This is a genomic window from Pseudomonas sp. D3, from assembly GCF_029320995.1.
GTDB lineage: Bacteria > Pseudomonadota > Gammaproteobacteria > Pseudomonadales > Pseudomonadaceae > Aquipseudomonas > Aquipseudomonas paraveronii.
This window is the reverse complement of sequence record NZ_CP119772.1, coordinates 4,556,290-4,576,256: the sequence shown is the minus strand read 5'-3', so window position 1 is coordinate 4,576,256 and position 19,967 is coordinate 4,556,290. Positions and strand designations below refer to the sequence as shown.

Sequence of the window (19,967 nt, the reverse complement as noted above, 5' to 3'; positions counted from 1 at the left end):
GAGAATGATTTGGACCTGGTGCAGCTGGAAATCTTCAAGGCCGTTGCCGAGCAAGGCAGCATCAGCGCCGCCGCGCAGTTGATTCATCGGGTGCCGTCCAACCTGACCACGCGCATCAAGCAACTGGAGCAGGATCTCGGCGTGGAGCTGTTTATCCGCGAGAAGAGCCGCCTGCGCTTGTCGCCAGCCGGGTGGAACTTCCTCGGCTATGCGCGGCGCATTCTCGACTTGGTGCAGGAAGCCCGCGCGACGGTGGCGGGGGAGGAGCCCCAGGGCGCGTTTGCCCTGGGTTCGCTGGAAAGCACCGCAGCGGTGCGCATTCCTGCGTTACTGGCGGCGTATAACCAGAAGCACACCAAGGTCGAGTTGGACCTGAGTACCGGGCCATCCGGCACGATGATCGAAGGCGTGCTGTCAGGGCGCCTGGCGGCAGCGTTTGTCGATGGGCCGGTGTTGCATGCCACCCTGGAGGGCGTGGCGGTGTTCGAGGAGGAGATGGTGGTGATTGCACCGTTGCACCACGCGCCGATCACCCGCGGGCAGGATGTGAACGGGGAAAGCATCTATACCTTTCGCTCCAACTGTTCGTACCGGCACCACTTCGAGCGCTGGTTCTCACAGGACGGCGCGGTGCCGGGGCGGATTTTTGAGATGGAGTCTTACCACGGCATGCTTGCCTGCGTCAGCGCTGGGGCCGGCCTGGCGCTGATGCCGCGCAGCATGCTGGAAAGCATGCCGGGGTTTACCACGGTGAGTGTGTGGCCGCTGACGGACAGTTTCCGCCTGTTGCACACCTGGCTGATCTGGCGCCGGGGCACGGTGTCGCAGAGCCTTAACAGTTTTGTGCGGTTGCTGGAGGAACGCGCCCTGGAAACCCCATAAAACCAATGTGGGAGGGGGCTTGCCCCCGAAAGCGGTGGGTCAGCCAATACACCCATCACTGATACACCGCCTTCGCAGGCAAGCCCCCTCCCTCCTTTCGATCTTCATCAGCCGCCGAATTGCAGGGTACCCATCGCCAATTTGGCCATGATGGCTGTCGCACCCAATTGCACCAGCCACAGGGCCAGGCCACCGAGGAATACGCCGAGGGCTACTTGCAATACCAGGCTTTTCTGGCGCTTGGCTTGAGGCGCACGCGGGGTGAAGTGGTCCAGTTCATCGCGGTCGGCATGCAGGTCCAGGTCGTCGTTTCTCATAGGGGTCTCATAGCAAAGGGGCAGTCGGGGTTCAGTCTAGGGGAGCAGGGCGTTTTCTGACAGGCATTAAAAAGGGAAGCCGTAGCTTCCCTTCGTACAGCGCCGCCAGGGTTATAGAACCTGAACAATCGCCTTTGTTACCGCACCGATGTTCGCCTGGTTCAACGCCGCCACACAGATACGCCCGGTATCCAGCGCATAGATCCCAAACTCGGTGCGCAGGCGGGTGACTTGCTCAACGGTCAGGCCGGAGTAGGAGAACATCCCACGCTGGCGACCGACAAAGCTGAAGTCGTGGCCCGGCGCAGCCTTGGCCAGTTCGGCGACCATCTGCTCGCGCATGCCACGGATGCGCAGGCGCATTTCGGCCAGCTCGGCTTCCCACTTGGCGCGCAGCTCTGGGTTGTTCAGCACCGCAGCCACGATCGCCGCGCCGTGGGTCGGCGGGTTCGAGTAGTTGGTGCGGATCACACGCTTGACCTGGGACAGGATGCGCGCACTTTCTTCCTTGGATTCGCTGACGATCGACAGCGCGCCGACGCGTTCGCCGTACAGGGAGAACGACTTGGAGAACGAGCTCGATACAAAGAACGTCAGGCCCGATTCCGCGAACAGGCGCACCGCCGCAGCGTCTTCGTGAATGCCATCGCCAAAACCCTGGTAGGCCATGTCGAGGAACGGCACCAGGTTTTTCGCCTTGACCACGTCCAGCACTTGTTGCCAGTCGGCAGGGCTCAGGTCGACGCCGGTCGGGTTGTGGCAGCAGGCGTGCAATACCACGATGGACTGTGGCGGCAGGGCGTTGAGGTCTTCGAGCAGACCGGCACGGTTCACGTCGTGGGTGGCGGCGTCGTAGTAGCGGTAGGTCTGCACCGGGAAGCCGGCTTTTTCGAACAGCGCCTGGTGGTTTTCCCAGCTCGGGTCGCTGATGGCAACCACGGCATTGGGCAGCAGTTGCTTGAGGAAGTCAGCGCCGATCTTCAGTGCGCCGGTGCCGCCGACCGCTTGTGCGGTGATCACGCGGCCTGCGCTCAGCAGGGGCGAGTCAGCGCCGAACAGCAGCTTTTGCACGGCCTGGTCGTAGGCCACGATGCCGTCGATCGGCAGGTAGCCCCGGGCGGCGTGTTGCGCCACGCGAATGGCTTCCGCTTCGGCAACGGCACGCAAGAGCGGAATCTTCCCCTCTTCGTTGCAGTAAACGCCCACGCCAAGGTTGACCTTGGTGGTTCGTGTATCGGCGTTGAATGCTTCGTTGAGGCCCAGGATTGGATCGCGTGGTGCCATTTCGACAGCGGAGAACAGGCTCATTTTTGCGGCAGCTCTTTGGGGGAAAGGAGGGACGTGTCGCGCTCCAGCCGAATGCACTAGAGCGGTGCACAAACGGGGAGCTAGTATAGAGGCCATCACGGTCAAGGGCGACAACCGAAACGGCTTTTCGGCCAACTTTTTCGGTTTATTTGCCGACCGTTAGTCTTGATCCAGCCTTGAGCGTAGACGGCAGGTCGGACGATTGCCTTGAAACCCGACACATTAGCCACCACTTCTACAGCTATCATGGTTTTTTCCTGCAACCTGCGATGAGAATTCGCGGGTCGCTGAGTTTTTTTCGTCCTTGGTGGAGTGCAGCCGGGGGTGACTTGAAAGAGGTACGTTATGTCGGATTTCCAGCTCGTCACCCGCTTTGAACCCGCCGGCGATCAACCCGAAGCGATTCGCCAGATGGTCGAAGGCATCGAAGCCGGCTTGTCGCACCAGACGCTGCTCGGGGTGACCGGTTCGGGCAAGACATTCAGCATCGCCAACGTGATCGCGCAGATCAACCGCCCGACCCTGGTACTGGCACCGAACAAGACCCTGGCCGCGCAGTTGTATGGCGAGTTCAAGGCGTTCTTCCCGAACAACGCGGTGGAGTACTTCGTTTCCTACTACGACTACTACCAGCCCGAAGCCTATGTGCCGTCCTCCGATACCTTTATCGAGAAGGACGCATCGATCAACGACCACATCGAGCAGATGCGTCTGTCGGCGACCAAGGCGCTGCTGGAACGCAAGGACGCGATCATCGTCACCACGGTGTCGTGCATCTATGGCCTGGGCAGCCCGGAAACCTATCTGAAGATGGTGCTGCACGTTGACCGTGGTGACAAACTCGACCAGCGCGAACTGCTGCGTCGGCTGACGAGCCTGCAATACACCCGCAACGACATGGACTTCGCCCGCGCCACCTTCCGCGTGCGCGGCGATGTGATCGACATCTACCCGGCGGAGTCCGACCTGGAAGCGATCCGCATCGAGTTGTTCGACGATGAAGTCGAGAGCCTGTCGGCCTTCGACCCGTTGACCGGCGAAGTGATCCGCAAACTGCCGCGTTTCACCTTCTACCCCAAAAGCCACTACGTCACGCCGCGTGAAACCCTGATGGGCGCCGTCGAGGGCATCAAGGTCGAACTGGCCGAGCGCCTGGAGTACCTGCGCGCCAACAACAAGCTGGTGGAAGCCCAGCGCCTGGAGCAACGCACCCGCTTCGACCTGGAGATGATCCTGGAGCTGGGCTACTGCAACGGCATCGAAAACTACTCACGCTACCTCTCGGGTCGTGAATCCGGTGCGCCGCCGCCGACGCTCTACGACTACTTGCCGGACGACGCGCTGCTGGTGATCGACGAATCCCACGTCAGCGTGCCGCAAGTCGGCGCGATGTATAAGGGCGACCGTTCGCGCAAGGAAACCCTGGTGGAATACGGCTTCCGCCTGCCGTCGGCGCTGGACAACCGGCCGATGCGCTTCGACGAATGGGAACGCATCAGCCCGCAGACCATCTTCGTCTCGGCGACGCCCGGCAATTACGAGGCTGAGCATGCGGGGCGCGTGATCGAGCAACTGGTACGCCCGACCGGCCTGGTCGATCCGCAAATCGAAATCCGCCCGGCGTTGACCCAGGTCGACGACCTGCTCTCGGAAATCGGCAAGCGCGTGGCCCTGGAAGAGCGGGTACTGGTCACCACGCTGACCAAGCGCATGTCCGAAGATTTGACCGACTACCTGGCCGACCACGGCGTGCGCGTGCGCTACCTGCACTCGGACATCGACACCGTGGAGCGCGTGGAAATCATCCGCGACCTGCGCCTGGGTACTTTTGATGTACTGGTGGGGATCAACCTGCTGCGCGAAGGCCTGGACATGCCGGAAGTCTCGCTGGTGGCGATCCTCGATGCGGACAAGGAGGGCTTCCTGCGCTCCGAACGTTCGCTGATCCAGACCATCGGCCGTGCAGCGCGTAACCTCAATGGCCGGGCAATTCTCTACGCCGATCGCATCACCGGCTCCATGGAGCGGGCGATTGGCGAGACCGATCGCCGTCGCGACAAACAGATCGCCTTCAACCTGGCAAACGGCATTACGCCCAAGGGCGTGTTCAAGGACGTCGCCGACATCATGGAAGGCGCCACCGTGCCTGGCTCGCGCAGCAAGAAGCGCAAAGGCATGGCCAAGGCCGCCGAGGAAAGTGCCAAGTACGAAAACGAACTGCGTTCGCCGAGCGAGATCACCAAGCGTATCCGGCAGTTGGAAGAGAAAATGTACCAGTTGGCGCGGGATCTGGAATTCGAAGCGGCGGCGCAGACGCGGGATGAGATTGGTAAGTTGCGTGAGCGCTTGCTGGCAGTCTGATTGGTAGTGGCTGTACTGGCCTCATCGGGGGCAAGCCCCCTCCCACATTTGACCGCATTTCAACGTTGGAACCCGGTCAAATGTGGGAGGGAGCTTGCTCCCGATAGGCGCGACACGGTCTCAATGACTCTCCCCAGCTTTAAGCCCCGCCGGCAACGCCTTGGTCAACAAAACCGCGACCATACTCACCCCCAACGCCAGCCCCACGCAGTGAAACGCATCGTTGTAGGCCATGATCTGCGCCTGCTGGTGCGCAATCTCACTGAGTTTGCCCAGCGCCGCCGTTTGGTTGCCCAATTGCTCCGTCAGCGTCGCCAGCCGCTCCGCGACTTGGGGATTGGTCGGCACGATCGCCTCGCGTAAATAATCGAAATAGACCTTGGTGCGCGCATCCAGCAGGGTCGCCAGTAGCGCAATGCCGATAGCGCCGCCGAGGTTGCGCAGGATGTTGAACAGGCTTGAAGCCGAGCCTGCGTCCTGCGGCAGGATGTAGGCCGTGGCGATCAGCGAGATGGTCACCATGATCAACGGCTGCCCGAGGGCGCGGATGAGTTGGATCTGGTTGAACTGGCTGCCGGCAAAGTCCGGGTTGAGCACGCCCGAGGAAAAACTCGCCAGGCCGAACAGGCCGAATCCTAAGGCGCACAGCCATTTCGGCGACACATACTTCATCAGTTTCGGCACCAGCGGGATCAGGAACAGCTGGGGAACGCCCATCCACATGATCACTTCGCCGATCTGCAGCGCGTTGTAGTTCTGGATCTGCGCCAGGTACAGCGGCAGTAAATAGATCGAACCGTACAACCCGACACCCATGCCCAGGCTGGAAATGCTCGACAAGCCGAAGTTGCGATTGGCCAGGATGCCGAGGTTGATCAGCGGGTTGGGTTTGGACAGTTGCACAATCACGAAGGTGATCAGGCTCAGCAAGGCGACGCTGCCCAGGCTGACGATCAGGTTCGACTCGAGCCAGTCCTTGCGGTGGCCTTCTTCCAAGAATACCTGCAAGCAGCCCAGGCCGATGGCCATGCTGACGATGCCGGCGTAGTCGGTGCTTTTCAGCAGCTCCCAATGGGGCGCCTTTTTTTCCAGGCCGTAGAGCAGTCCGGCGATCATCAGCAGCCCGGGGGGCACGTTGATATAGAAGATGTATTCCCAGCCCCAGTTTTCCGTGAGCCAGCCGCCGATGGTCGGGCCGATGGACGGCGCGAAGGTGGCGGTCATGGCAAACATCGCCATGCCTTTGGCGCGGTGATGCTCGGGCAGCTTGATCAGGGTCAGGGTAAACGCCAGCGGGATCAGCGCGCCGCCGGTGAAGCCTTGCAGGGCGCGGAACACGATCATGCTTTCCAGGCTCCAGGCCATGGAGCACATCAGCGAGGCGATCAGGAATCCTATCGACACCCACACCGCCAGCCGCCGTGCCGAAAGCAACTGCACCAGCCAGGCGGTGAGGGGGATCATGATGATTTCGGCCACAAGGTAGGAGGTGGAAATCCACGATCCTTCTTCCAGGGTGGCTGACAGCGCGCCTTGGATGTCCTTGAGGGACGAGTTGGTGATCTGGATGTCGAGCACCGCCATGAAGGCGCCGAGCATCACGCTCATCACCGCGATCCAGTCGCGCCGGGTCGGTTCGCCGACCGGGCGCAGCAGTGGGTCACCGGCCATCAGGCTGGTCTTTGATGTTCACTTTGACGGTGACGGACATGCCGGGGCGGATCTTGCCCTTTAGCGGGTTATCCGCAGCAAACGTGAGTTTCACCGGAATCCGTTGTACGACTTTGGTGAAGTTGCCGGTGGCATTGTCCGGCGGCAACAGGCTGAACTGCGCCCCGGAGGCGGCGAACAGGCTGTCGACCCGCGCCTCGATCGGTGTATCGCTATAAGCATCGAAGGTCAGTTCGGCCTTTTGCCCGGGCTGCATATGGCCGATTTGGGTTTCCTTGAAGTTGGCCTGAATCCAGATGTCCTGGTCGGGGACGATCGACAGCAGGTAGGCGCCGGCTTGCACGTATTGGCCATTGCGCGCGGCGCGCTGGCCGACCAGGCCACTGATGGGCGCGTGGATTTCGCTGCGGGTCAGGTTCAGCTCGGCCTGGGCCAGGTCGGTTCTGGCGTTGGCGATCAGCGCGTCGAGGCGCTTGAGCTCGGCATTCAGGGCGTTGACCTGCTGGCGCTGGCCCTGCAGGTCGGCCTGGGCCATGGTCACTTGGGAGCGGGCGATGTGGTTGTCGGCGGAGAGGGTGGTTACCCGTTCTTCCGAGACGTAGCCGGGTTTGCGCAGGGTCTGGGCGCGGGACAGGTCGATCTGCGAACGGCCCAGGCTGGCCTGGCTGGACGCCACTTTGGCTTCGCCGGCGGCGATCAGGCTGGCTTGCTGGGTGAGCTTGCTCTGCGCCTGGGTACGCTCGGCTTCACGCATGGCGAGGGCGGCGTTGGCGCGGTCCACGGCGAGGTGGAAGTCGTCGTCTTCAAGCCTCACCAGCAGTTGGCCTTGTTGCACGTGCTCGTTATCACCGACCAGCACCTCGACAATTCGCGCGCCGAGTTGGCTGGAGACCCGGGTGATCTCGCCCTGTACGTAGGCGTTATCGGTGCTTTCGTAGAAGCGGCCCCTGAAGAACCACTGGGCGAAGAAACCCAGGGCGATCAGGCTCACGATCAATGCGAATATAAGCAGGCGGCGTTTCAGTGGGGCAGGCATGGGCGTGGCGTCTGTAACAAGAGGTAATGGAATATAACCAGCCAGCCAGTTGGCAAATAGCTATAGCGAGACTCCAGACCCAAACTTGGCCTATATGCCATGCTCGGTACGGAGGACGCTGGAGCCTAAGTGCCCATGGCTGTTACCATTCGCCCCTTGTTTTAATTTCAGTTATATCGCCCATTCGAGACCTGCCATGACCACCGTCCGCACGCGCATCGCGCCATCGCCTACCGGGGACCCCCACGTCGGCACTGCTTACATCGCCTTGTTCAACTACTGCTTTGCCAAGCAGCACGGCGGTGAATTCATCCTGCGGATCGAAGACACCGATCAACTGCGTTCGACCCGCGAGTCCGAACAGCAGATTTTCGATGCCCTGCGCTGGTTGGGCATCACCTGGTCGGAAGGCCCGGACGTCGGCGGCCCGCACGGCCCGTATCGCCAGAGCGAGCGCAGCGACATCTACAAGCAGTACACCCAGCAGTTGGTCGACATGGGCCATGCATTCCCTTGCTTCTGCACCAGCGAGGAACTGGACCAGATGCGCGCCGAGCAACAGGCCCGTGGCGAAACCCCGCGCTACGACGGCCGTGCGCTGCTGCTGTCCAAAGAAGAAGTGGCCGCACGCCTGGCTGCCGGCGAGCCCCATGTGATCCGCATGAAGGTGCCGAGCGAAGGCGTGTGCGTGGTGCCGGACATGTTGCGCGGTGACGTCGAGATCCCGTGGGATCGCATGGACATGCAAGTGCTGATGAAGACCGACGGCCTGCCGACGTACTTCCTGGCCAACGTGGTCGACGACCACCTGATGGGCATCACTCACGTGTTGCGCGGTGAAGAATGGCTGCCGTCGGCGCCGAAGCTGATCCTGCTCTACGAGTACTTTGGCTGGGAACAACCGCAACTGTGCTACATGCCGCTGCTGCGTAACCCGGACAAGAGCAAGCTGTCCAAGCGCAAGAACCCGACCTCGGTGACGTTCTATGAGCGCATGGGTTTCATGCCCGAAGCAATGCTCAACTACCTGGGGCGCATGGGCTGGTCGATGCCGGACGAGCGCGAGAAGTTCTCGCTGCAGGAAATGGTCGACAATTTCGACCTGTCACGCGTCTCGCTGGGCGGGCCGATCTTCGATATCGAGAAGCTGTCGTGGCTCAATGGCCAGTGGCTGCGCGACCTGCCAGTGGAAGCGTTTGCCAGCCGCATGCAGCAGTGGGCGTTGAACCCCGAGTACATGATGAAGATCGCACCGCTGGTGCAGGGCAGGGTGGAGACGTTCAGCCAGGTCGCACCGTTGGCCAGTTTCTTCTTTGCCGGTGGCGTGAACCCGGATGCGAAGCTGTTTGAGTCGAAGAAACTCTCCGGCGACCAGGTTCGCCAGTTGATGCAGTTGATCCTGTGGAAGCTCGAAAGCCTGCGCCAGTGGGAGAAGGACGCCATTACCGCGACGATCCAGGCGGTGGTCGAATCCCTGGAGCTGAAATTGCGCGATGCCATGCCGCTGATGTTTGCCGCGATCACCGGGCAGGCCAGTTCGGTGTCGGTACTCGATGCGATGGAAATCCTCGGTCCGGACCTCACGCGTTTCCGTCTGCGCCAAGCCCTTGATTTGCTTGGTGGTGTGTCGAAGAAAGAAAACAAAGAGTGGGAGAAGCTGCTGGGCGCTATTGCCTGAGTCAGCGCTTGTAGCGGCCAAACCCCGGTTTTTCGGGGTTTGGTTGGTAAGTGATTGTTATCCCGGCAAAAAACTTTGGAAATTGTTTAAAATAAATTTGACACGTTTCCAAAGCGCCATTAAGATTCGCCCCGTCCTCACCGATGAGGGGCTATAGCTCAGCTGGGAGAGCGCTTGCATGGCATGCAAGAGGTCAACGGTTCGATCCCGTTTAGCTCCACCAATTTACAGGTTCAAGGTCTGGCCACGCAGTACTTGAATCGATCAGTCTCAGCCTGATCAGTTGTATAGAAGGTTTGTGTCCCCTTCGTCTAGTGGCCTAGGACACCGCCCTTTCACGGCGGTAACAGGGGTTCGAGTCCCCTAGGGGACGCCAGTTTCAACAAGCAGTTCGCAAGGTCTGCTGCGCCGCGAGGCGAAAAATCCGGGGCTATAGCTCAGCTGGGAGAGCGCTTGCATGGCATGCAAGAGGTCAACGGTTCGATCCCGTTTAGCTCCACCAATTTACAGGTTCAAGGTTCTGGCCACGCAGTACTTGAATCGATCAGTCTCAGCCTGATCAGTTGTATAGAAGGTTTGTGTCCCCTTCGTCTAGTGGCCTAGGACACCGCCCTTTCACGGCGGTAACAGGGGTTCGAGTCCCCTAGGGGACGCCACGATTACCCGCTCTGCGGGATTTTTAAGGGTCATTCAATTATTGAATGGCCCTTTTGTTTGTCTGGCGTTTGGCCAATTCTCCTTTCTCTTGCCCATGCGGGCTTCTGACCAGTGGTTATGCCACTCGCTTGCGAAATATTATTATGGTTATAATATTAAATCCATGAGAGTCGGAGGCAACGATGAGCGATAAAAAAGCGCAAACCCGCGAACGTATCCTGCAGGCCGCCAGCGCCGCGTTGATCCAGCGTGGCCCGGCCGAGCCGAGCGTCGGTGAAGTCATGGGCGCGGCGGGGCTGACCGTCGGCGGTTTCTACGCGCACTTTGAAAGCAAGGATGCGCTGATGCTCGAAGCCTTCAGCCAATTGTTGGCCCAGCGCCGTGCATCGATTGACGACATGGATGCGCAACTCACCGGCGAAGAACGCCGCGCCTTGGTTGCGGCGTTCTACCTGTCGCGCAAGCACCGTGACTCCACGGCCAAGGCCTGCCCGATTCCGGCAACCGTGGGCGAGATGGCCCGCCTGCCGGACGCGTTTCGCCAAGTACTCAATGAGCATGTGGAGTTGATGGCAGCGCAACTGGCCGCCAGCCCGGAAGACACCGACAAGGCCCTGTCGGACATGGCCTTGATGGTCGGTGGGCTGGCATTGGCGCGTGCCCTGGGGTCGGGTGAATTGTCGGATCGTGTGTTGCGTGCCGCGAAGTCGGCCATACGTTAAGAGGGTTTGCAGAATGGGCGCATTGACCTGGATTCGTAGCGTCAACGGCACCTTGGGGCGCCTGGCGCCGCACACGGTGGCCAACACCATGCGGCGGGTCTTCATGACCCCACGGGATCTGCCGCCGCGTGAGTGGGAGTTGCCGCTGTTGGCGCACGCAGAGCGCATCACCTTGCGTTTTGGTCTGTCGGCGTTGCGCTGGGGCCAAGGCCCGGCGGTGCTGCTGATGCACGGTTGGGAAGGGCGGCCCACCCAGTTCGCCAGCCTGATCACCGCGCTGGTGGAGAACGGCTATTCGGTGATTGCCCTGGATGGCCCGGCTCACGGCCGTTCGCCGGGGCGTGAAGCCCACGTGCTGCTGTTTGCCCGCGCCATGCTTGAAGCGGCGGCCGAGCTGCCGCCGCTGCATGCGGTGGTCGGCCACTCTATGGGTGGCGCGAGTGCGATGCTGGCGGTGCAGTTGGGGCTGCGCACCGAAGCGCTGGTGAGCATTGCTGCGCCATCGCGCTTCCTTGATGTGCTGTGTGGGTTCGCCGGCATGGTCGGGTTGCCGTCGCGGGCGCGCTCGGCGTTTATCCAGGAGGTCGAGCTGACCCTGGGCATGCCGCTCAAGCATTTGGATGTGGCCCATTACCAGATGAACCTCCCCGGTCTGATCGTGCATGCCGAAGACGATACCTTCGTGCCGGTCAGCGCGTCCCAGGTCATCCACGACGCCTGGTTCGACAGCCGCCTGTTGCGCCTGGAGCAGGGCGGACACCAGCGAGTGCTGGCCGATCCCCGGGTGGTCGACGCGGTGCTGGCCCTGCTGGCGGGCTGCCGTTTACAGGCGCGCCAAACTGCCTGATACACTGCCCTGCCGACATCAATCGACTGGAGCAAGGCATGGGCTGGGATTTGGCAACGCCGTTTATCATCGATCTGCAGGTCGCCGCTGAGGATATCGACGGCCTGGGGCACGCCAATAACGCGGTGTACGTGTCCTGGCTGGAACGTTGTGCCTGGCGCCATTCCCAGCGCCTGGGGCTGGACCTCACCGAGTACCGGCGACTGGACCGCGCCATGGCCGTGGTACGCCATGAGATCGACTACCTGGCAGCGGCCTATGAAAGCGACGAGCTGCAACTGGCGACCTGGATCGTCGACTGGGACCAGCGCCTGAAAATGACCCGTCGTTTCCAGTTGGTACGCCCTCGCGACGGCGCGACCTTACTGCGCGCGCAAACCACCTTCGTCTGCATCGAACTGTCCAGCGGCAAGCCCAAGCGCATGCCGGCGGAGTTTCTCGACGGCTACGGCCCCGCCCTGACAGGGGGTTAACGGTTGCGACGGGAAACCCAGTAAACTGCGCCACGATTTTTGTTGAGTGTTTTCCATGCAAATTGCTTTAGCGCCCATGGAGGGGTTGGTCGACAACATCCTGCGGGACGTGTTGACCCGCGTGGGCGGTATCGACTGGTGCGTGACCGAATTTATCCGCGTCAACGACCGCCTCCTCACCCCGGCGTATTTCCATAAGCTCGCCCCGGAACTGCTGCACGGTGCCCACACCGCCGCTGGCGTGCCGCTGCGTGTGCAGTTGCTCGGTTCCGACCCGGTGTGCCTGGCGGAAAACGCGGCGCTGGCTTGCGAGTTGGGCTCGCAAGTGATCGACCTGAACTTCGGCTGCCCGGCCAAGACCGTCAACAAGTCGCGCGGCGGTGCGGTGCTGCTCAAGGAGCCGGAGTTGCTCAACCGCATCGTCGAGCATGTGCGTCGCGCGGTGCCGGCGCATATCCCGGTGACCGCCAAGATGCGCCTGGGCTTCGACAGCCCGGATGGCGCGCTGGTCTGCGCGACGGCCCTGGCAGAGGGTGGTGCGGCGCATATCGTCGTGCATGCGCGGACCAAAACCGATGGCTACAAGCCGCCGGCCCACTGGGAGTGGATTCCACGCGTGCAGGATGTGGTCAAGGTGCCGGTGTTTGCCAATGGCGATATCTGGAGTGTCGAAGACTGGAAGCGTTGCCGCGAAGTCAGCGGCGCCGAAGACATCATGCTCGGGCGCGGGCTGGTTGCGCGTCCGGATCTTGCGCGGCAGATCGCGGCGGCGCGGGCCGGTGAAGAGGTTGTGGCAATGACCTGGGCGCAAATGCAGCCGATGCTCCAGGACTTCTGGACCCAGTCGGTGGCGCAACTGACCGAACGTCAGGCACCCGGTCGGCTGAAGCAGTGGTTGGCAATGTTGACGCGCAATTATCCCGAGGCGGTGGAGTTGTTTACCGCAATGCGCCGCGAGACCGATTTGAAGCAGGTGAGTCGATTGCTGGGGATGGCCCATTCTGGTGAACCTGAGTCATAAGCTATAACACTTGAATGCCTTTAAAGTGCATTGCAACAGTGGATGAATGGGTGGGGTTTTTCAATAAAATGCTTCGTATCGAAAGATGCGGGGCATTTTGCGTTTATGGGGGTTGGAATATCACACTCGGCGGCTGCGCAGTGTCTAGGGTTGTATCGGTAAGTTGCGCAGAACAGGGTTTATTAGCGTGTGTGTCCCGTTAATGTTCGGCAGGGGTACTTGGGGTGCGGGTTTTTCTAAATGGCCATGAGGCAAAATCCGAAAGTTTGATTTGGTTTCCTTATATAAGTCGCGATTTCTGGAACTCGATGGCCTCACCTTCCACGAAAGTACGGACTGTGAAGCAGCGTGAGTTGCTTTCAGCCAAGAAAAACTCTCGCGTCTTTGGCCAATTAACTGAGCCGGGGCGTGCCAATAAGGAACTCGCTGATGTCTCTAACGATTAACCATTCGCCCTTCCTCAATGTTGATACAACCGCCACGGGGCGGCAGCCGTCATCTGCGTCGACAGCCATCCACCAATCGGGTACTTCTGTGGGCAACGCGCTTGCCACTCCTGTGGCGTTACGTCATGACCATTTCAACGTGGCGAACAATGCAATGACGATTGACGTAGGTGGCTTCTCGCGGTTGATTGACATGCTGGAGCAAGTCTTCAAAACCATGCGCGAGATATTGTCGGGGAAGAATAGTGCGCCTGGTGCATTCCCCACTCAGTATAAGCCGCTCGCCGCTCCAGTCGATGCGCGCCAACTGCCGGGACACTCTACATTGACGCTTGACCCGCGAGGGCAGCACGCTTTGTCGGTGTTACCGCACGTGCACAAATCCGGCGTCTCCGTGACCAAGGATGCCAATGCCAATGTGCAGGTGAATGTAAACGTCGGCCACTGTCCTTGCCCTGATACCAAGGCGCTTGCGAACAGCGAAGTGGTGCCGAGGGTGATGCCGTCTTTACCCCACGTCCCGCCCCTGCCCGAGACACTTCGCAAGCTTAACGTGATGCCGGAGCGTCACATTCACTCCCATGTCAGGCCGACCCCAAGTCCTGGCGTGATGCCCAGCCATGCGCATGGCGTCACTCCGCAACCGACTGTCCCCGTGGTTCCGCCGATTACGCCGCCGCCGCCGCTGCCGGATACGCCCGCCCCGGATGTCACCAGCCCTGGGCCGGCGGAAAGTCGATTTGATTCGAGGGACTGGCGCATCAGCCCCCGGTCACTGCGCCGGTCCTGACGTTATCAACCTCTTTTAATAAGAACGAATAGGGCGCGCACTTCTTTGAAGTTTAATGTTTCGGGAAGTGCACGCCAGTGGAGGCATGTATGTCGTGTTGTTCAATTAATAATATTGCGCGTGTCGTGGGTGTGCGTCAGTTACTTTCGGTTGATTCCAAGAGTGCAAAAAATGAACAATTGCCTCAATTCGACAGGGTCGTAAATGATCCGGCCTCTGGAAATAATCCCCGGCCGATAAATGCGCAGGATAACCGCGCTGGCGTGGCGAATAACTCAGATGCAGTCGATAAGTTAGTGACACTGTTCACGTCTTTTTTTACTCAATTAATCAGCCTGGTGTCTGATAAGAAAGATAAAGCCGTGCCGGATATAGCCCCGCCCCGACCTGAGGTCGCGCCGCGCGTGATGCCAGAGCCGGCGGCACCACAACCTGCGCCTGCTGCGAACATTGCTGGCCTTTCGAGAAAACGCAATGGTGCGAAGCCCGACAACATCTGGAGCGGCTTTCGCCAAGGACCGGATGGCAACTGTGTGACGGTGTCGGCCATCAAGGCGGCGATGTACCGGTTTGGCCAAAGCCCTACGGATATTTTCAAGGAAGTGAAAAAAACCGAGCGTGGCTATGAGGTGGTCATGCGCGATGGTGTATCGGTCAACCTGACGGACCGGGAGCTCACCGAAGGCGCGCGGGGGGCAAAATTTGTCGGACGTGACAAAGAGATGCTCAAGGATGCGGAGTTTCTCTTTGCGGTCAGTGCCAAGCGTGCCCAGAACGAAAACAACGATGGCAGGGCGGCGCGCAGTTTTAACGCGGCGATTCGCAGTCTGAATGATGGCGAGGATGAGAGGGGGGCGGGGGAGGGTTTGAAGCGGCTGGGGTTGAGCAAGCACATGAAGAAGGTTTCTGTGCGCGAACTCGCCAATGGGCAGTTGGGCATGTGCAATCGGGCCCAGCATTCGGTGGCGGTTATCAACGGCCGCGAAGAGCTGTGGGGCCGACAGGGAAAAGCCCCCACGCAGGGTGATGCCATAGCCCTAATGTGACGACGGTTGTTTTCAGTTCAGCGAACAGTGCAGCCAGTCTGAATCTGGCTGTCTGTTCGACAAATGATTTTTAAGGTGTCAGGAACTCAGTGCATGAATATCTCCACGGGTGGCCGTTCAATGAATGCAACAGCCCAGCAACGCGATGCTTTGCGCGTATTTCCGGTGAGGCCTGCAGGTGAAAAACCGGCTGATATCGCTTTGGCGTTCAACGCAACCGAGCGGCGGTTTGGCGAGAACTTTGATTGCAGCACCCACGCGGCCGTGATCAAGTTGATGATGGTGACGTTCGGTCAGCGCCCAGCCGCGATGTTTAATGAGTTAGTACCTTCGGGGGACGGGTACGACGTCACGATGAAGGATGAATTCAAGCTGCACCTGTCCCGCCAGGAGTTGCAGCAGGCGTCGCAGGCTTCACGCTTCGCGGGGGCAGACAGCGACGTGGTCAAGGATGCCAACTTTGTGTTTGCAGCGTTTGTTAAGCGCAAGCAACTGACCCAGGGGTATGCCACGTTTGAAGCCGCCTTGTCGAAGACGCTCGAGGGCGAGACTCCCCAGCGTTGTCTGCAGGGTATGGGGGTGTTCGGCCTGTCTCAGTTTGTTTCGGTGAGCGATATGGCCGGCCAGGGGGCGGTCGGTGTACTGGAAACCCATAACCGCGGGGCGGCGCTGGTGCGCGAGGGGGTCAGGCATGACCGTGGCGCTCCGCAAAAGGTGGATCGGGGTTACGGGTACATTTTGTTCAACGATCAAGCGTCGCCCTCGAGCAATCGCGACGCCGTCCCTGTGGTCCCGAGCATCCGGCCTGCGGACATCTGGAGTGGATTTTACCAAGGGGTAGAAGGCAATTGCGTCACGGTATCGGCGATCAAGGCGGCGATGATCCGGTTCGGGCGGGACCCCGGGGGGATCTATAAGCAGGTTCAAATCACCCCGGCCGGATATGACGTGGTCATGCGAGATTCCTTCCGGCTGCAACTGACCCACGAGGAAGTGCGCCAGGCCGCCGCCGAGTCGAACTTTTATGGCCGTAATCGGCAGTTGCTGGATGCCGCCCACTTTTTGTACGCGGTCAGCGCCAAACGCGCGCAGATCGAGAACAACGATTTTCGTGCCCGCGAGAGTTACACGGCGGCTCTGCATACCCTCAACGATGGTGAGTTCCCAGGCGAAGCGCTGCGCCGCCTCGGGTTGTTTGGCTACTTGCGTGAAAGTACGGTCGCAGAGTTGGCCAAGGGTGCGATCGGCACCCTGGCGGACAATGGGCATTCGGTGGCGGTGATCGATGGGGTGCTGGATTTCTATGGAGAAAAGCACGACTTGGCCTCATCGCGTTGGATGAATTCGGGGTTTCGGGCCCTGAAGCTGGTCTGAGCCTTAATCCAGCAATAGCCTGAACCCTTCTATCGGTAATGGGCGGCTGTGCAAATAGCCCTGGAATAAGTGGCAGCCCAACTTTTGCAGGAACGCCAGTTGCTCCGGGGTTTCGACGCCTTCGGCGATCACCTCCAGGTTCAAGCTGCGGGCCATGGCCACAATGGCGCGGATGATTTCGGCGTCGTTGGGGTCGTGGGTGGCATCGCGCACGAAGGACTGGTCGATCTTCAGCGCATCCACCGGCAAGCGCTTGAGGTAGGTGAGCGATGAGTAACCGGTGCCGAAGTCGTCCATTGCAAAACTGACGCCGAGCTTTTTCAGGCGAAGCATTTTGCTGATGGTGTCATCGAGGTTCTGGATCACGATGCCTTCGGTGATTTCCAGTTTCAGCAGGCTGTAAGGCAATGAATGCTGTTTGAGGCTGCGCTCGATCCGTTCGACAAAGTCGTTCTGGCGAAACTGCCGGGGGCTGATGTTCACGCACAGGCTGAAATTCTGCGGGTCCACCTTGCCTTCTTTGATCAACTGCTCGAAGGCGGCGCACGCTTCATCGAGTATCCAGGTGCCAACTTCGAGGATCAGGCCGCTGTCTTCCAGCACCTTGATGAATTCGGACGGCGCCTGCGCGCCCAGTTGCGGATGCTGCCAGCGCACCAGCGCCTCGGCGCCGACGATCTTATTGCCGCGCGCGTCCACCTGGGGCTGGTAATGCACGCTGAATTCGCCGCGTGCCAGGGCCAGGCGCAGGTCGGTTTCCATGCGCAGTCGTTCGCTGGCGGTTTTCTGCATGCTGTTGTGGAACATCTGCGTGGCGTTGCGCCCCGAATCCTTGGCCCGGTACAACGCGATGTCAGCACGTTTGAGCAAGTCGGCTGGGGTCGAGCCATGATCGGGGATCAGCGCCACGCCAATGCTCGGCGTGACCTGCAGGCGTTGGCCGTCCAGGAACATCGGTTCGGACAGCAATTCACGCAGGGTATCGGCCAGTTCCTGAACCTGGGCGCTGACTTCGGTGCGCGTGCCCTCCAGGCCGCTGAGCAGCACCACGAACTCATCGCCACCCAGGCGCGCCACCGTGTCTTCCATGCGCACACTGGCTTCCAGGCGTGCGGTGACGATTTTCAGCACGGTATCGCCCACCGGGTGGCCGAGGGAATCGTTGATGTGCTTGAAGTGGTCGAGGTCGAGAAACAGCAATGCACCGCGCAGGTTATGGCGCTTAAGCAGAGCGATCTGCTGGCTCAGGCGGTCCATCAGCAGCGCCCGGTTGGGCAGGTTGGTCAGCGGGTCGTGGTAGGCCAGGTGGCGGATCTGCGCCTGGGCATTTTTCAACAGGCTTACATCCCGTGCGGTCAGCAGCAGGCAGGGGGTTTCATTGAGGGTGATCGGCTCGACTGAAACCTCCACCGCCAGCACATCGCCGCGCTTGTTGTGCCAGAGCATTTCCAAATGGCGGATACGGCCTTTGAGTTGCAGTTCGGCCAGCAGCACCGCGCGTTGGTTTTCATCGGCCCAGATGCCGACCTGGTACAGCGTCAGGCCAATGACGTCTTCGGCGCGAAAACCGGTCAGGCGGCAGAAGCCGTCGTTCACCTCCACATAGCGGCCGGTGTCGTGTTCGGTGATGGAAATCGCGTCGGGGCTGGAATGAAAGGCCTTGGCGAATTTTTCTTCGCTGGCCTTCAGCGCGGCCTCCGAACGTTGCTGCTGGGTAATGTCGCGCAGGGTAGTGACGATGCACGGCTGGTCGCCGACCTTGATCAGACGGCTGGAAATCACGCAGGTCAGGGCCTGGCCGCTTTTGTGGTGCGCAACGATGGCCACGTTACTCAGCGCCTGGTCGCGAATCACCTGTTCAATGCGTTGCAGGCGCTGGCTCGACTCGTCCCACAGACCGATCTGTTCGGCGTTCATGTTGATCACTTCGGCGGCCGTCCAGCCAAAGGTCTGGGTGAACGCTGGGTTGATCTCGATGAACTCGCCGCTGTCCAGGCAGGTGACGCAGATCGGGTCGGGGCTGGCCTGGAACAGGCTGGCGAACTTTTCTTCGGAGGCGCTCAGGCGTTGTTCGCGCTCGACCTGGTCGGTGATGTCCAGCAGGGTGCCGGCCATGCGCAGCGGCGCGCCTCGCTCGTCGCGGTACAGGCGTGCGCGGCTTTCCAGGTAGCGCGAGCTGCCGTCTTCCAGTGGTACGCGGTAAGTCAGCTGATAGTTGCCGGCTGGGCCTTCGCGCAGGGTGCGATAGGCATTACGCATATTCTCACGCTCTTCCTTGGGCATGCCCTCGAAAAACGCTTCGAACGATTCATGGAACGCCTCGGACGGCAGGCCGTGCAGTTGGGCAGCGCGTGCTGAGCCGTAGAGCATGCCGGTGGGAATGTGCCAGTCCCAGGTGCCCAATTGCGCCGAGTCCAGGGCCAGGTCCAGGCGCTCTTGGCTGTCCTTTAAGGCTTGTTCGGCGTTTTTACGCTCGGTGGTGTCGAGAAAGGTGCTGATCAGGTAAGCCTCGCCCTCCAGTTCGACCTTCTGTGCGCAGAGCGTGCCGTCGTGGATCTGCCCGTTGCTGGCACAGAACTGGACTTCCATGGTGATGGGTTCACCCTTGCGCTGGGTGGCCTTGACCAGTTGCGCGCGTTGTTCGGGGTGGCGCCACAGGCCGAGGTCCAAGGTGGTGCGACCGATGGCGTCGGCGACCGGCCAGCCGAAGAGGATCTCGAAATACTGGTTGGCTTCGCTGATCAATCCGTCGGACTGGCGGGTGAGCAGGACCATGTTCGGGCACAGGTGAAACAGCGTGGCGAAGCGTTTTTCGGAGTGGCTGAGGGCGTGTTCGCGTTCGCGTTGGCGGGTGGTCTCGCGGATCACCCCGATCATGCGGCGCCGGCCGGCTTTGTCCGGTGCCAGGCTGCCATTGATTTCCAGCCAGTGCTGGCTGCCATCCGGCCACTGGATATGATGGTGCATGGCCTGCTCGAATGGCTCGCCGGCGACTATTGCGTGAAACGCGCGGACCACCCGGGCGCGGTCTTCCGGCGCGAGCAGGTCCAGGTAATCCAGATCCTTGGGCAATGGTTGGCGCGGGTCAAAACCGAACAGCGCCTGGGTGCCCCGTGACCAACTGATACGCCCGGTATCGATTTCCCAACACCACGCACCCAGCCGCGCAGCGTTAAGCGCTGCCAGCAGTTGCGGGGCGCTGTCCCAGCTTTGTTCCGCCTCTTTAGGGTCAAGGGCGTAAATGCGGGGTAGGGATGGCATTGGGTCGACGGGATTGGGCATTATCAAAAAGCCTTGGCTCGATGGGCGTTCGGCGCGGTTTTGCTCAGGCCTTGAGG

The 19,967-nt window shown here is 60.6% G+C and carries 15 protein-coding genes and 4 tRNA genes; 14 read left to right on the top strand and 5 right to left on the bottom strand.

Translation table 11 applies throughout. The annotated features are described in order from the left end of the window. Nucleotides 1-9: 9 nt before the first annotated feature. Complete coding sequence (locus tag P3S72_RS21070) at nucleotides 10-882, top strand: LysR family transcriptional regulator (RefSeq protein ID WP_276194082.1); 873 nt, start codon at nucleotides 10-12, stop codon at nucleotides 880-882. A gap of 107 nt (nucleotides 883-989) precedes the next feature. On the opposite strand, the gene P3S72_RS21065 is transcribed toward P3S72_RS21070, so the two are convergent. Then, nucleotides 990-1,199 carry a hypothetical protein gene (locus P3S72_RS21065; protein WP_276194081.1) on the bottom strand — a complete coding sequence of 70 codons (210 nt, stop codon included), beginning with the start codon at nucleotides 1,197-1,199 and terminating at the stop codon, nucleotides 990-992. 111 nt (nucleotides 1,200-1,310) lie between these two features. Then, the gene (locus P3S72_RS21060; protein WP_276194080.1) at nucleotides 1,311-2,507 is read right to left on the bottom strand and encodes an amino acid aminotransferase; all 1,197 of its coding nucleotides are present in this window, start codon (nucleotides 2,505-2,507) and stop codon (nucleotides 1,311-1,313) included. A 345-nt stretch (nucleotides 2,508-2,852) separates the two neighbouring features. Here P3S72_RS21060 and uvrB point away from each other — a divergent pair, with 345 nt between their 5' ends. Next, the gene (uvrB, locus tag P3S72_RS21055; protein WP_247403098.1) at nucleotides 2,853-4,868 is read left to right on the top strand and encodes an excinuclease ABC subunit UvrB; all 2,016 of its coding nucleotides are present in this window, start codon (nucleotides 2,853-2,855) and stop codon (nucleotides 4,866-4,868) included. A 120-nt stretch (nucleotides 4,869-4,988) separates the two neighbouring features. Here uvrB and P3S72_RS21050 read toward each other — a convergent pair whose 3' ends face one another. Beyond that, the gene (locus P3S72_RS21050) at nucleotides 4,989-6,479 is read right to left on the bottom strand and encodes an MDR family MFS transporter (protein ID WP_276197969.1); all 1,491 of its coding nucleotides are present in this window, start codon (nucleotides 6,477-6,479) and stop codon (nucleotides 4,989-4,991) included. Between the two features lie 49 nt (nucleotides 6,480-6,528). Further along, nucleotides 6,529-7,575, bottom strand: a complete 1,047-nt coding sequence (locus P3S72_RS21045; protein ID WP_276194079.1) for an HlyD family secretion protein — start codon at nucleotides 7,573-7,575, stop codon at nucleotides 6,529-6,531. Between the two features lie 196 nt (nucleotides 7,576-7,771). On the opposite strand from P3S72_RS21045, the gene gltX reads away from it, so the two are divergent. From gltX to P3S72_RS20985, 12 genes are all read left to right on the top strand, one after another. After that, entirely contained in the window at nucleotides 7,772-9,253 is a 1,482-nt protein-coding gene (gene gltX, locus P3S72_RS21040; RefSeq protein WP_247403104.1) for a glutamate--tRNA ligase, read from the top strand. Nucleotides 9,254-9,400: 147 nt separating this feature from the next. Continuing rightward, nucleotides 9,401-9,476, top strand: a tRNA-Ala gene (locus tag P3S72_RS21035). A gap of 77 nt (nucleotides 9,477-9,553) precedes the next feature. Then, nucleotides 9,554-9,629, top strand: a tRNA-Glu gene (locus P3S72_RS21030). Between the two features lie 50 nt (nucleotides 9,630-9,679). Beyond that, nucleotides 9,680-9,755, top strand: a tRNA-Ala gene (locus P3S72_RS21025). Nucleotides 9,756-9,833: 78 nt separating this feature from the next. Further along, nucleotides 9,834-9,909, top strand: a tRNA-Glu gene (locus tag P3S72_RS21020). Nucleotides 9,910-10,092: 183 nt separating this feature from the next. Beyond that, entirely contained in the window at nucleotides 10,093-10,632 is a 540-nt protein-coding gene (locus P3S72_RS21015) for a TetR/AcrR family transcriptional regulator (RefSeq protein ID WP_276194078.1), read from the top strand. Nucleotides 10,633-10,645: 13 nt separating this feature from the next. After that, on the top strand, nucleotides 10,646-11,479 hold the full coding sequence (locus P3S72_RS21010) for an alpha/beta fold hydrolase (protein ID WP_276194077.1): 834 nt from the start codon (nucleotides 10,646-10,648) through the stop codon (nucleotides 11,477-11,479). A gap of 38 nt (nucleotides 11,480-11,517) precedes the next feature. Beyond that, nucleotides 11,518-11,952 carry a thioesterase family protein gene (locus P3S72_RS21005; RefSeq protein ID WP_276194076.1) on the top strand — a complete coding sequence of 145 codons (435 nt, stop codon included), beginning with the start codon at nucleotides 11,518-11,520 and terminating at the stop codon, nucleotides 11,950-11,952. Between the two features lie 55 nt (nucleotides 11,953-12,007). Beyond that, nucleotides 12,008-12,973, top strand: coding sequence for a tRNA-dihydrouridine synthase family protein (locus tag P3S72_RS21000; RefSeq protein WP_276194075.1), 966 nt, complete (start codon nucleotides 12,008-12,010; stop codon nucleotides 12,971-12,973). Between the two features lie 429 nt (nucleotides 12,974-13,402). Further along, the gene (locus P3S72_RS20995) at nucleotides 13,403-14,209 is read left to right on the top strand and encodes a hypothetical protein (protein ID WP_276194074.1); all 807 of its coding nucleotides are present in this window, start codon (nucleotides 13,403-13,405) and stop codon (nucleotides 14,207-14,209) included. Between the two features lie 125 nt (nucleotides 14,210-14,334). Next, entirely contained in the window at nucleotides 14,335-15,255 is a 921-nt protein-coding gene (locus tag P3S72_RS20990) for a hypothetical protein (RefSeq protein WP_276194073.1), read from the top strand. Between the two features lie 93 nt (nucleotides 15,256-15,348). Then, the gene (locus P3S72_RS20985) at nucleotides 15,349-16,629 is read left to right on the top strand and encodes a hypothetical protein (protein WP_276194072.1); all 1,281 of its coding nucleotides are present in this window, start codon (nucleotides 15,349-15,351) and stop codon (nucleotides 16,627-16,629) included. Between the two features lie 3 nt (nucleotides 16,630-16,632). On the opposite strand, the gene P3S72_RS20980 is transcribed toward P3S72_RS20985, so the two are convergent. After that, nucleotides 16,633-19,911 (bottom strand): EAL domain-containing protein, encoded by a 3,279-nt coding sequence (locus P3S72_RS20980; RefSeq protein ID WP_276194071.1) that lies wholly within the window; start codon nucleotides 19,909-19,911, stop codon nucleotides 16,633-16,635. Between the last annotated feature and the right edge of the window lie 56 nt (nucleotides 19,912-19,967).